Below are 12,261 nucleotides of genomic sequence, written 5' to 3' on the forward strand. Positions count from 1 at the left end.
CCTGGCTGCGCTGGCCCCTCGATCAGATCTTCCACGAGGGGGGCTTCGAGACGGTGTCCATCGACCGGCTCGACGCCTTCGGGTCCGACCACTTCCCGTATTTAGCCCGCCTGTGCCGACGCATCGGAGCGTCCGTCGATCCCGTCGCCCCTCCCGACGCGGGTGACGTCGCCGCAGCCAACGCGATCCTCGCCACTGTGGAAGCCGTCGAGCGCATCAAGGGAAACCGGGCACCATGAGGTCCATTCAGTCGGTCCCACGTCGCTTCGTCAACGCCGTCCGGAGATCGTTCCGGCAGTTCCTGGCCCTGCCGCTCGCCACCGTGCTCGGGTTCGTCGGGCTGAACGCGCTGGTCTACCTCGCCGACAAATCGTGGTCCGGTGGCGAGCCCCCGACCGGCTTCGGCTGGCTAGGCGAACTGCTCGGGGACAGCGCCGCCCTTGGTAGCCTCCTGACCACCGTGGCTTCGAGCATCATCACGGTGACGTCGATCACGTTCTCGCTGCTGCTCATCGCGGTGCAGCAGGGGGCCGCCTCGCTGACGGCCCAGGTCACCGACCAGTTCATGGCTCGGCGCACGAACCAGTTCTACTTCGGCTACTTCGTCGGCCTGTCGGTGTTCGTGCTGATGACCCTCGTGACGAACACCGGCTTCCACCGGCCCGTGTTCGGGACAACACTGGCGCTGCTGCTCACGACCTCGGCGCTCTGCCTCATCATCGTGATGATCTACAACACCATCGACCAGATGCGCCCAGCGCAGATAATCCAGTTCATCCATGGGCGGGTGCTCGAAGCCCGCGCGGCGGATCTCGACCTGCTCGCGAGGACGCGCAGGACCTCCCAGCATGGCTGGCCCGTCGTCGCGTCGGTGCGCTCCCAAGAAAGCGGATACGTGGTCGGGATCGATTCGACGCGCATCGCCAGGACCGTCGACCGTCATGCGAAGGGCGCGGTCGAGATCGAGTTCGACATCGCGGTCGGGGCCTACCGAGCCGTCCACGACCCCCTGTTTCAGGTCCGGTGCCGGCCAAACGTCACGCTCGACGTAGAAGCACGCATCTCCATCGTCGACGAGGCCTTAGCGGCGCTCGACTACGACGATGGGCGCGACCTCAAGCACGACGCCGCCTACGGCTTGCACCAACTCGCGACCATCGCCTGGACCTCCGTCTCGACGTCGAAGTCGAACCCGAGCCCTGGCATCTCGGTCATCCAGGCCCTGCGGGACGTCATCGCGCAATGGAGCGATGGCGAGACCGAGGCGCGAGAGGACGCGACGTCCTGCATCGTCTATCGGGACGCCGCTCCGACCGTGGCGACCGATGCGCTTGAGGCCGTGATCGTGGTGGCATCGGAGTCGATCCAGCCCCAGACCCTGGCCGAGGCGATCACGACCCTCGCCATCCTGCTCCGCCACGTCGGCCAGCCGACCGCCGAACGGCTCGCGGACGTCTCCCACCGCGCGCTGTCGAGCCTCGGAGAGCACGTCCTCACCCGTCAGCTCGAAGCCGCGCTCGCGGACCTTTCCGAGGCACTTCTCGCGCGGGGCTTCACCTCGGTGTCCAACGCCGTCTCGGCCTCGACGGCGGACCTCGCCGCCAGCCTGGGCAAGTTGAACTCGCGCTCGACCCGCGTACCGGGAACGAAGTCGTAGCGTCGGTGATGCGGCTAGAAACGCGTTTCCGATCAGGTCGCCAGGGCCATGACCAGGCAGAGCACCACGACGCATCCGAGGAAGGTCAGCCCGACCGCGTGGATCGCCCCGGGCGGCGCAACGTTCCGGTTGTCCTTGACCGGCCGCGGAAGAGCTCCAGGCCAGCGTCGCTACCTGCGGCAATACGGGCAGGCCCTACAATACCTCTACGGCGAGTTCGGGTCGCCGCCGGAGTGGCTGCTCCGGATGGTAGCAAGACTTTGACCTTCAAGTGGGAAGCGCACGTTCCGCCTCGAACCCGGTCGTCCGTTGCGCGCTGCCCGACCGCTCCTCTCAAGCCGCCGCCCGCGATGCCTATCCCATCGCGCCCGTGTCGGAAGCGGCCTTTCCTTCGATTGTGAGATCTGCGGCAAAGAATTCGACGAAGGCGCGTCCAGCGGCGCGGGTCGCCTGGCCCATCGGGAAATAGGCGTAGACGGGGATATCGGCCGTCGCCCAATCCGAGAAGAGCCGCACCAGGGTGCCTTCGGACAGTTCGCGCCGACAGGCCCGTCCTGTGGTCGTCGCAATGCCCAGGCCGGCGACGGCGGCGGCAACAGCACCCTCGTTCTCGTTGGTCGAAAGATGCGGGCAAATATCGAGCGACACGGTCTCGCCGTCCTTTTCGAAGGCCCAGGCGTCCTAGGACGGCCCGCCTACGATCCGATGGGAAGCAAGATCGGAGGGCGCTCGCGGCGACCCATGTTCCTCAAGATACGATGGCGATGCCAGGATAACCCTAGGGATTATGGCGATGAGTTTCGCCGTGGCGCTAGAATCGATCTGCCAACCCAGGCGGATGACAAAATTGCCCGCGTCGCGCACCAGGTCCTGGCGCCGGTCCTCCATCAGCAGTTGGACATGCAGCGCCGGGTGCCGGTCGGTGAACGGCTTCAGTCGTAGACGACCTCGCGACAAGGTAAGGGGTAGCGCTACCTTCTACCTTTTAGCGTTGCTGGAGCCTTGGCTTAGCTCCGGATCATCAGGCGGCGGCGCGAGCACTGGACTGACGATAATCCGAAGCTAGCGGTATCACGCTGTATCGCCCATCGCCCAGGCGAAACAGTCCGTATTTCTTGCCCTCAATGCGCTGTTTTATCTTATGGTCGAGCGCTTTTTTGTCGATAGTCTGAAAGGCGATTGCGGCGAACTCTTTCGTGTCTTGGGATATTTCTAGGAGCATTTCATCGACGCTCATGGGGCGCCCGTAGACGAGGATTTGTGCAGCCCTGTCAGCCACCACCTTGTCCCAGAATGCGGTCGCCGCGATCAACGCCGCTCCAGATTTCCTCGACCGCACGCCAATGGAGCTTGAAGCCTTCGAGACATTAGCGATTGGCTCCAGGTTCACGGGTTTTGGCTGTAGGGCGGCAATTTGCTCACGCAGAACCTTGTTGTCGTCGGCAAGGCTGGCGAGTTGCCTTTCTAAGCCACGGACAATCCGTTGCATCTGTTCCAGCAACCCGCCGGCGCCGCTCTGGCTGACCAAAAACCGGATGAGCGGCCTGAGCCCTGGCTTCGGCAATGCCCATCGCCGTCGCGGCGAAGGCGGCAAGCACCTTCTCCATCTCCTCCGGTAGATCGAGCGTTGCAAAGTGCCCCTTGTATCGCCGTCGCCGACGCCAGTCCGCGAAGGGTCGCTGCAAATCCCGGTCGGACGCCCCATGACCGCGCTTGGAGAGGAGTGCGGCCTGGACCGCGTCGTAGGTCACCTTGGTCCCTTCGGCGACGAGGTCGTCGGCAAGGGCATCGAAGAGGTGCTGGAGGATCATGTGAAAATTTGCTCGGATGGTACGAGCCATCCTGCACCGCAAGCGTGAAGAAGCCCTTCCAACCTTTCTCGGCCTGCGTCTGACCCGACTCACCCCGGGATTGCGCTGGCGTCCGGTATCAAGCCTCAGCGAAGCCGCCCACGCCCAGGTTTTCCACACCCCCGATTTGCGGGGTCAAATCGGGGTCATATAAGTTTTTGGCAAAGAAAAAGCCGCTTGTTTGCCAATGGCTTACAGCGGCTTGGGGTAGATGGCGGAGACGGAGGGATTCGAACCCTCGATACCCCTTTCGGGGTATGCTCATTTAGCAAACGAGTGCCTTCAGCCGCTCGGCCACGTCTCCGCAGGCCGCCGATCTAGAATTTCGCATCGGGCGGGTCAAGCGACGTTTCGCGGCAGACGGCAGAATGTCGGCGCGATGCGTCGCGCTGGACACGCCTCAGGCTTGGCCGAGGCGCTTGCGCTGCACCTTGCCGTTGGGTGTGCGGGGGAGGGCATCGAGGAAGCGCACGGCGCGCGGGCACTTGTAGGCGGCGAGCCGCTCGCGGCACCAGGCCATCAGGGCCTCCGCATCCACTGTCGCGCCTGGGGTGCGGACTACGAAGGCCGCGATGACCGTGAGGTCGGGGCGCACCGCGAGCTCCGTGACGCCGACCTCGGCCACCTCCGGATGGACCGCCAGTACCCCCTCGACCTCGTTGGGCGAGACCCGGTAGCCGAGGGCGTTCATGAGGTCGTCGTTGCGGCCGTGGAAGGTCAGGTAGCCGTCCGCATCGAGGCTGGCGAGATCGCCGCCGGCGAACCAGTCCCCCCGCATCACGGCGGCTTCCTCCTCCGGCCGGTTCCAGTACCCGAGCATCAGGCCGGGCTCGGTGCGATGCACGGCCAACAGGCCGATCGCGCCAGCGGGCAACGGCTCGGGCGGCCCCTCCACGGGCAGGATCGCAACGCGGCGGCCGGGCTGGGGCTTGCCCGGGGAACCGGCACGAACCGGCACGGTCGGACCGCTCGACACGTAGGTGGAGATTTCGCTCATGCCGAGCGCCTCGTAGAAGGGCTTGCCGGTGGCGGCTTGCCAAGCAGCCAGCAGTTCGGGCGATAGCGCCTCGCCCGCCGTCACGCCGTGGCGCAGGGCGCCGAGATCCTGGGCGGTCAGGTCTCCGTATTTCAGGATCTGACGATAGAGGCTCGGCACGGCGGCGAACAGGGTCGCCCGATGCCGTGCGATCAGGCTCGGCCAGAGCGCCGGGTCGCGCGGCCCGTCATAGAGCACTGCGGTGGCGCCGCAGGCCCAGGGGTCCGTGATGCCGACCCCGAGGGTATAGGTCCAGTTCATTGTGCCGGCATGCAGCATCACGTCCGTCTCGGAGAGCCCGAGCCAGTGTGCGTGCATCGGCCGCCGCCCGCGAATGGCCCGGTGCGCGTGCAGCACACCCTTGGGCCGGCTCGTCGTGCCGGAGGTGTAGACCAGCGTCGCAGGATCGTCGGCCCGGGTGTCGGCGTAATCGGCGATCGGAGGCCCCGCCTTCATAGCGGCGATATCGGCCGCACCGAGCCGGATGCACGACCCGAGGCTCGCCGGATCGACCGGGTTCGCGTCCCCGACCACGACCGCGGCGGCGCCGGAATTCTCGAGCAGAAAGGCGGCCTCCGCCGGGGTCAGCTGGGGCGAGGAGGGCAGAGCGACGAGGCCGGCGGCGAGCGCTCCGAAATACACCAGGACGTAATCCGCCTCGTTGCCCATGCGGATCATCACCCGCGCACCCTGCGGCAATCCGAGGTCGCGTAGGCCGGCTGCGATTCCCCGCACCGCGCGGTCGGCCTCGCCGAAGGTCAGGGTCCGGACGTCCGAGCCGGCTCCCGCCATGACCAGCGCGACCTTGTCCGCGCGCAGTCGGGCATTCTCGGCCAGGCAGTGGCGCGCGCCGTTGAAGCGGTCTGAGGTGGTCGTGGTGTCGGGCGCTGATGACAAGGTTTGTGGCTCCGTGATCGCGACGACCCTACGGATGCGCAAACCAAGTCTCCGCACAAGTGCGAAGCGCCGCTTAGAGCCTGTTTGAGGACCTCCACCGGCCGCCCCCATCTGTCTCGTGTAGCAACACGAATTCCGCCTGGCGGGGCGGCGTGGAGAGCAGATGTGGACGGACCGGCATCGGACGCGCCATGAGACGCGTTCGAAGAACATGGTGATGGAGGCGGGCTTGGACGAGGTGGCCCGCTTTCTGGAGCGGGCTGACCCGCCGGCCCGACCGAACGCCAGGTCGGCGCGCCGCGTGATGGCGGCCGTTGCTTGGCATCTGCGTACGGGCGGCGGATGGCGGGCCTTGCCCGATGGCTTCCTGCCCTGGCGCACCGTCTACGGGTGGTTCCGGCGCTGGGTGGACAAGGGCCTGTTCGCGGTCCTGATGCGGACGCTCGCGCGCCGACAGCGCCGCTGCTGCGGGCGGCGTCCCACGCCGCGGCTGGCGATCATCGACACCCAGAGCGTCAAGTGCATCGGCGTGCGCGGGCCACGCGGTTACGATGCCGCCAAGAGGGTGGTCGGCCGCAAACGCGTGCTGATGGTCGATGCCGAGGGGCACATCCTGGCCATGGCTATCGTGCCGGCCAACGTGCAGGATTGTGACACGCTGTCGGCACTGGACGAGGGCAAGCCGTTCTGGCCGAGCCTGCGTCTGGGCCTCTTCGACAGCGTCTTCCGGGCCAAGCGCTGCGAGGAATGGTGCAACCTTCACGGCATGCGCCGACGGGTCGTCGAAAAAGACCCGGACCAGAAGGGCTTCGTCGTTCTAGAACGGCGCTGGATCGTCGAGCGCACCTTCGGCTGGCTGAGCCACTGGGGTGGGCTTCTCCGCGAGCACGCCGGACGCCTCGACGTCGCGACCGGACGCCTCATCTGCGTGGCTTGCCTCATGGCCGCCAACGCCCTCAACAATCCAGCCTAAGCAATCGCGCTCAAACAGGCTCTTAGGCGGTGATCTCCCGGGCTGCCGTCAGCATCTCCTTCATCGCATCCGAAGCCGCCTGGTAGGCGGGCGTGCCGATATCCCAGTTGCTGACCTTGATGGCCTCGATCACCTTGCCGGCTTCCGCGAGCGCGCGGGCTTCCGCCGCGGCGAAGCGTGCGAAGGCCGGATGGGATGCGGGCGCGGAGCCCGCGAGCCGCGCGGCGATGCTGTCGCCGGGTCGGCCCGTCATGGTGGCGACGGCGGCATCCGGCTGGGCGAGCCCGACAAGGATGCGCGCGAGCTTGCGCTTCCAGGCGCCCAAATCGGCGGGGAGCCGGACGAGGGGATAGAAGGACGACGGGTGCGCGGCCGCGTCGAGCACCCCTTGGCCGCTGGTTTCGGCGCGGACGAGGCGCGTGGTGATCTTCTCGATCTCCTCGTGGGTCTTGGCCGCCTTGCCGGCGATGCTCTGCACGCTGTTGGAAATCTCGCCGGTGGCGGCGCGCTGCTGGCTCAGCATCTGCGAGATCGCCTGGTTCATGTCGCTCGCCTGCCCGATGCGTCCGTTGGCATCGGCGATGCGCTGCTCGAGGTGATCGACGATGGCGCGGCCCGACGTGATGGCGCCCCGGCTCTCGCCGACGGCGTTCGAGATGGTGACCATCTCGGTGGTCAGGGTGCTGAGCAGCGCGCGGATCTCGCCGGTCGACTTGGCGGTCTGGGCCGAGAGCGCCTTGACCTCGGCGGCGACGACCGCGAAGCCCCGGCCCGCCTCGCCGGCCCGCGCCGCCTCGATGGTGGCGTTCAGCGCCAGCAAGTTGGTCTGCGCCGAGATCGCCGCGATGGCGGTGGCCATGACCTCGATCTGGGCAATGGCGTGCTCCAGCACGGTGACCCGCTCCACGATCTGGCCCGTGCGGGCGTCGATCTCCTGCATGGCGGCGCGTGCCTGCTGCGCGTCGCCGATGCAGGCTTGCATGGCCGAGAGGGCGTCCTGCGCCACGGTGACGGCTGTGTCGGAGGTTTGGGCGACCTCGGCGACGGACGCGGCCATTTCCTCCGTGGCCCCCGCGATGGTCTGCGTGGCGCGCGCGACCTCACCCACGTCGTAGGTCATCCACCCGGTGTTGGTGGCGGCTTCCGAGGCTTCCCGCGCCAGGGCGGCGGTGCTGCCGAGGCTGCGCAGAAGGGCCTTGTCCCGACCGGCCCAGAGGCCCTCGAGTGCGCGCCGGAGCGGCCCTTCGGGCAGATCGACCGCCGGTAGGTCCGGGTTCGCGAGCAGGCTTTCCACGGCCTTGACCAGCCGACCCTCCTCGGTATCGGCAACGGGCTCTGATGCGGCGGCAGCGGAGATCTGCTTCCGGTCAGAACGTGCGAACGAAAATCCGAGCATCGAAGGCCAATCCAGATGTGGTTTCGCCAAGCCTTACCGACACACTCTTAAGGCCCCCTTATCCGAAAGGCCGGCAATCCCCAGGCTTCAAGGCTCTGGCGGGCAGATTTCGTCGCATCCCCAAAATTTGCATCGCAACAACATAATCGGCACTCGAAGACCCCGAACGTCATGATGCTGTTGTTCGACGGTTCGCAATCTAGGATCGCGTGCTTCCAGGCGCGCACGAAATCGTACGCTCGCGGACGTAGTCGACACCATGACGTGCGACCGCCGAACGAAGAAGGCCGCGTGGCAGAGCCGCTCGGGCGGTCAGACCGGGAGCACGCCCGGGTCGTGGTCCGTCCGTCCCGATTCACCCTCGGCTCGACGCCAAGGTCCCGCGTCCTTCGGCGGCGATGCGAGGCGTGCTCAGGCCGAGCGCGATAGCAGCATCTCGCGGGGCCCGATCAGGCCGGCCTTGCGCTCGATCAGGGTCGGTGGCGGCACGGGCGCCTCGATCGTGCAGACCACGCCGGTTGCGGCGAAGACGAGCCGGACCTCGCCATCGAGTTCGCGGGCGAGGCTGCGCTCGATCAGCCGGGAGCCGAAGCCCGTTCGGGTCGGCGGCACCACGGGTGGGCCACCGTGCTCGCTCCAGCGAAGGTTCAGGCGAGTCTCGGCCTCGCGATTCACCGTCCAGGCGATGGTGACGGTCCCGCCTTCCTCGGAGAGGGCCCCGTACTTCACCGCGTTGGTGCCGAGTTCGTGCAGCGCCATCGCGATGGAGAGGGCGAGGCGGGGGGGAAGGCGAAGGGCCGGGCCAGAGACGTGGAAGCGCGAGCGTTGCCCCTCCGCCGCGTCGAGGGGGGCGATGGCATCCGCCACGACGTTGCCGAGTTCGGCCCCGTCCCAGCTCTCCCGCGTCAGCACGTTGTGCACCCGCGCGAGGGCCAGGAGCCGCGCTTCGAAGGCACTGCGAGCAGCGCTGGCCTCAACGCCTTCGAGGCGGCGGAGAGATTGCCCGGCGATGGACTGCACCGTCGCGAGCGTGTTCTTCACCCGGTGGTTGAGCTCGTGAATGAGAAGCTGCTGATGCTCGGCGGCGCGCTTGGCATCGGTGATGTCGACGTTGCAGCCGGTATAACCGAGGAAATTGCCAGTATCGTCGGTGCGCGGCACGCCCTCGCAGCGCAGCCAGCGCACGATGCCGTTCCGGTCGATCACGCGCACGTCCGCCTGGAAGGGAACCCGGTTCTCGAAGGCATTGCTGAAGAGTGTCGCGAAGATCTCGTAATCGTCGGGGAAGATGATCCGCCGCCAATCGTCGCCGGTGATCTGCGCGGCAGTGGCAAGGCCGAACATGTGATCGAAATGCATGTTGGCGAAGCTGATCTGCGCGGTCTCGTCCGTCATCCAGATGAGGGCCGGCGCGGAATCGGCCATGTGGCGGAAGCGGGCCTCGCTCTCCCGTAAGGCACTCAGGCCACGCTCGGTTTCGGCGAGCGCCCGGTCGCGCTCGTCGCTGCGGGTGCGCAGGCGCAGGGAGGCGTCGGCCAGAACGTCGCCCAGACGCCGGATCTCGTGGATCGGCGAGGTGATGCGCGGGATCACCTCGCCGCGCGCCAGGGCCGGCCCCGTGGCCGCGAGGCGCCGCAACGGCCGGGAGACGCGGGACCAGAGGTGGACGGCGAGGATCGAAGATGTCGCCAGCACCAGCAGGCCGAAGCCGCAGAAGGCCCAGATCCAGTTGCGCAGGCGGGCCTCGACCAGGGCCTGGGGAATGACCGCGGTGGCCGTCCAGCCCGTCAGGCGGGAGCGGGCCTCCACCACGGTGACGGGCTTCAACTGCCGATCCTTGCCCTCCCAGACGCCGGGCGTCGCGGTCTGGTGCTGGCGCAGGGTGGCGAGGCGCGGCGAGCCGATGGTGGATTCCAGCATCGGCACCCGGGCCAGGACGAGCCCCTCTCGATCGGACAGGCCCGTGGTCCAGCCCACCACGGCCTCGCGGCCGACGAGGCCTTCGAGGCGCGAGATCGGAATGCTGAAGCTCAGGATATGGGTGACGCTGCCGTCGCCGATAACCGGTACCGCCACCGCGTAGGTGGCGTCCCCGGGCTGCATGCCCTTCAGGAAGCCCGACACCATCGCGCGCTGCGTTCCCGTCGCGAGTTCACGGTCGATCGGTAGCGCACTGCGCGGCAGGGGGGCGGCACGCGGCACGGCGGTGTTCACCACCTGCTGTCCGTCGGGCCGGCGCAGGAGGATGTCGAGGCCGATGGCGTCGCGTACGAGGCGGGCCTGGGCATCGAAGTTCTCGAATTCGTTGTCCTTGAGGCGCGGGGAGGTCGCCAGCGTCTGAAGCACCGAGACGAGGCCGGCGGTGTCGCGGTCCACAGACAGGGCGATGCCCCGCACGATCTCGCGGGAATCCTGCTCGAAACGCGCCCGCTCCGTGGCGGCGTAGCGCACGAGGAGGATGGCGGTGAAGATGAGCCCCGGCCCGATCAGCGCGATCACGAGGGCGACGAGGTAGACCTGCGTCGAGAATCCGCGCTGGCGGATGCGTGCCAGGGCGCGCATCAGGGGGGCGTGGCGCCACCACCAGCGCCAGCCTACGGTTTCGTCCGCCCTGTCGTTCCGAACGGGATCGCTCATGGCCGGTCGATATGACCGAGGTCGCGCTCCGGGGCGAGGCGGTCGCGGACCCGCTGCTTCAGGGTCTTCACGTCCGGAAAGCCGCCATCCCGGCTGCGGTCCCAGATCGTGTCGGACCCACACAGGATCACGAAGACGCCCCCGCTACCCGGGATCAGCGCAACCTCTCCGAGTTCCTCCCGGAAGGTCGAGAGAAGTTCCTGCGCCATCCAGCCGGCGCGCAGGAGCCACTGGCACTGCGTGCAGTAGGTGATGGAAACCCGAGGCTTTCCAGGTGATGGGCGGGCGTTCTCGACCATGGCGGGTAAAGCGACCGATACCCCTCGGGTTGTCAACCATGGCGAGCCCCGTATTCGGAGCAGTCCCGCCCGTGCGTGCGGGATCGGATGGATCGCACGCGAAAGTCCAGTATCGGATCGGCACCTTTCCGCACGGCCAGGGTTGCCTATCTGTCGCAGGGGCTGGCCGGAGCGCCGGAGCCGCGCGGACGAAGACGTTTCGGGAGTATCGATCATGCGTTCAGGTGCCGCCATCGCCGGAAGCCACGCCGGGCGGGCTTGGTTCGGACGCGCCCGGGCCCTGGCGGCCGCGGTCCTTCTCGCCACTTCGCTCAGCGCCTGCGGTGCGATCAACCGGGTTCCGACCCTGGAGGAGCAGGCGAAATCCGCTTGGAGCGAGGTGCAGAATCAGTACCAGCGCAGGGCCGACCTGATCCCGAACCTCGTCGAGACGGTGAAGGGTTACGCGCAGCAGGAAAAGGACGTTCTTGTCGGCGTGACGGAAGCCCGCGCCAAGGCCTCGAGCGTCAAGGTCGATGCCTCGACAGTGAGCGACCCGCAGAAGTTCAAGGAATTCCAGGACGCCCAGAACCAGCTCTCGGGTGCCCTCGGGCGGCTCCTGGTCACCGTCGAGCGCTATCCGGACCTGAAGTCGAACCAGAACTTCCTGGCGTTGCAATCTCAGCTCGAGGGGACCGAGAACCGAATCGCCGTAGCGCGGCGCGACTACATCGGCGCGGTGCAGGCCTACAACACCGAGGTCCGCACCATCCCGGGCCGCTGGATCGCCGCGTGGTTCTACCCCGAGGCCAAACCCATGGAGACCTTCACGGCGACGCCCAATTCCGAGCGGCCGCCGAACGTCAAGTTCTAGTCCGCCATGCGCAGTCCCGGCGCGGCGGCACGTTGCGACGCCCTCGCCCGTCTCGGGCTCCTCCTCGCGCTGCTCTTCGGCCCGATCCTCTGGGCCGTGGCGGCCCAGGCCGACGAGTTCACTTTTCCGCCGCTCTCGGGCCGCGTCGTGGATGCGGCGGGCCTCCTGGCGCCGGAGGCCAGGACGAGTCTCGAGGCGAAGCTGAAGGCCGACGAGGACAAGACGTCCGATCAGGTCGTGGTCGCCACGGTCCCGAGCTTGCAAGGCCGCACGGTGGAGGAGTTCGCCAACCGTCTGTTCCGCGCCTGGAAGCTTGGGCAGGCCAAGACCAACAACGGCGCCCTGCTGCTCGTGGCACCCAACGAGCGCAAGGTCCGGATCGAGGTCGGCTATGGCCTGGAAGGCGCCCTGACCGACGCCCTGTCCAAGGTCATCATCACCACGGCGATCGCCCCCCGCTTCAAGACCGCCGATTACGCTGGCGGTATCAACGCCGGCGTCGACGCGATGCTGTCGATTCTGGCGGGCGACGCTGAGGAATGGCAGCGCAAGGCGGAGGTGCGCCGGGACGAGGCCGATCCTGGGCAGGTCGTCTTGTTCGTGATCCTGTTCCTGGTGATCCTCGTCGTGGTCTACCGGATGAACCGGGGCGGGCGCGGGCGC

The 12,261-nt window shown here is 67.4% G+C and carries 10 protein-coding genes, 1 tRNA gene and 2 pseudogenes; 5 read left to right on the forward strand and 8 right to left on the reverse strand.

Annotation, left to right across the window (positions count from 1 at the left end; translation table 11 throughout):
• Positions 1-239, forward strand: a pseudogene (locus MFF30_RS21635) (hypothetical protein); the annotation flags it as partial.
• A complete protein-coding gene (locus tag MFF30_RS21640; protein ID WP_238282063.1) occupies positions 236-1,657 on the forward strand; it encodes a DUF2254 family protein in 1,422 nt (473 codons plus the stop codon). The pseudogene MFF30_RS21635 and the gene MFF30_RS21640, both read left to right, overlap by 4 nt.
• A 354-nt stretch (positions 1,658-2,011) precedes the next feature.
• Here MFF30_RS21640 and MFF30_RS21645 read toward each other — a convergent pair.
• The 5 genes and pseudogenes from MFF30_RS21645 to MFF30_RS21665 all read right to left on the reverse strand — a co-directional run bounded on the left by MFF30_RS21645 (position 2,012) and on the right by MFF30_RS21665 (position 5,440).
• Positions 2,012-2,614, reverse strand: a pseudogene (locus MFF30_RS21645) (substrate binding domain-containing protein).
• A gap of 64 nt (positions 2,615-2,678) precedes the next feature.
• Positions 2,679-3,158, reverse strand: a complete 480-nt coding sequence (locus MFF30_RS21650; protein ID WP_238282065.1) for a hypothetical protein — start codon at positions 3,156-3,158, stop codon at positions 2,679-2,681.
• Entirely contained in the window at positions 3,076-3,468 is a 393-nt protein-coding gene (locus tag MFF30_RS21655) for a DNA-binding protein (RefSeq protein WP_238282068.1), read from the reverse strand. Before MFF30_RS21655 ends, MFF30_RS21650 begins: the two co-directional genes overlap by 83 nt.
• A gap of 251 nt (positions 3,469-3,719) precedes the next feature.
• Positions 3,720-3,811: transfer RNA gene (locus MFF30_RS21660), tRNA-Ser, on the reverse strand.
• A 96-nt stretch (positions 3,812-3,907) separates the two neighbouring features.
• Positions 3,908-5,440 carry a class I adenylate-forming enzyme family protein gene (locus MFF30_RS21665; protein WP_238282070.1) on the reverse strand — a complete coding sequence of 511 codons (1,533 nt, stop codon included), beginning with the start codon at positions 5,438-5,440 and terminating at the stop codon, positions 3,908-3,910.
• A 163-nt stretch (positions 5,441-5,603) separates the two neighbouring features.
• Between MFF30_RS21665 and MFF30_RS21670 the strand changes: the two genes are divergently transcribed.
• Positions 5,604-6,413 carry an IS5 family transposase gene (locus tag MFF30_RS21670; RefSeq protein WP_238282072.1) on the forward strand — a complete coding sequence of 270 codons (810 nt, stop codon included), beginning with the start codon at positions 5,604-5,606 and terminating at the stop codon, positions 6,411-6,413.
• Positions 6,414-6,435: 22 nt separating this feature from the next.
• Here MFF30_RS21670 and MFF30_RS21675 read toward each other — a convergent pair whose 3' ends face one another.
• From MFF30_RS21675 to MFF30_RS21685, 3 genes are all read right to left on the reverse strand, one after another.
• A complete protein-coding gene (locus tag MFF30_RS21675) occupies positions 6,436-7,809 on the reverse strand; it encodes a methyl-accepting chemotaxis protein (protein WP_238282074.1) in 1,374 nt (457 codons plus the stop codon).
• A 411-nt stretch (positions 7,810-8,220) separates the two neighbouring features.
• Positions 8,221-10,371: a sensor histidine kinase gene (locus MFF30_RS21680; RefSeq protein ID WP_238282082.1), complete on the reverse strand. Its 2,151-nt coding sequence runs from the start codon at positions 10,369-10,371 to the stop codon at positions 8,221-8,223.
• A gap of 71 nt (positions 10,372-10,442) precedes the next feature.
• Complete coding sequence (locus MFF30_RS21685; RefSeq protein WP_238282076.1) at positions 10,443-10,745, reverse strand: Rdx family protein; 303 nt, start codon at positions 10,743-10,745, stop codon at positions 10,443-10,445.
• A 214-nt stretch (positions 10,746-10,959) separates the two neighbouring features.
• Here MFF30_RS21685 and MFF30_RS21690 point away from each other — a divergent pair, with 214 nt between their 5' ends.
• A complete protein-coding gene (locus MFF30_RS21690; RefSeq protein WP_238282078.1) occupies positions 10,960-11,598 on the forward strand; it encodes a LemA family protein in 639 nt (212 codons plus the stop codon).
• A 6-nt stretch (positions 11,599-11,604) separates the two neighbouring features.
• The coding region (locus tag MFF30_RS21695; protein ID WP_238282080.1) for a TPM domain-containing protein at positions 11,605-12,261 on the forward strand (657 nt) is incomplete at its 3' end.

Source organism: Methylobacterium goesingense (genome assembly GCF_022179225.1).
Taxonomy (GTDB): domain Bacteria; phylum Pseudomonadota; class Alphaproteobacteria; order Rhizobiales; family Beijerinckiaceae; genus Methylobacterium; species Methylobacterium goesingense.

Coding starts and splice junctions, on each gene's coding strand:
- MFF30_RS21640 (WP_238282063.1), top strand. CDS start 236: ATGAGGTCCATTCAGTCGGTCCCACGTCGCTTCGTCAACGCCGTCCGG.
- MFF30_RS21655 (WP_238282068.1), bottom strand. CDS start 3,468: ATGATCCTCCAGCACCTCTTCGATGCCCTTGCCGACGACCTCGTCGCC.
- MFF30_RS21670 (WP_238282072.1), top strand. CDS start 5,604: ATGTGGACGGACCGGCATCGGACGCGCCATGAGACGCGTTCGAAGAAC.
- MFF30_RS21675 (WP_238282074.1), bottom strand. CDS start 7,809: ATGCTCGGATTTTCGTTCGCACGTTCTGACCGGAAGCAGATCTCCGCT.
- MFF30_RS21680 (WP_238282082.1), bottom strand. CDS start 10,371: ATGCGCGCCCTGGCACGCATCCGCCAGCGCGGATTCTCGACGCAGGTC.
- MFF30_RS21685 (WP_238282076.1), bottom strand. CDS start 10,745: ATGGTCGAGAACGCCCGCCCATCACCTGGAAAGCCTCGGGTTTCCATC.
- MFF30_RS21690 (WP_238282078.1), top strand. CDS start 10,960: ATGCGTTCAGGTGCCGCCATCGCCGGAAGCCACGCCGGGCGGGCTTGG.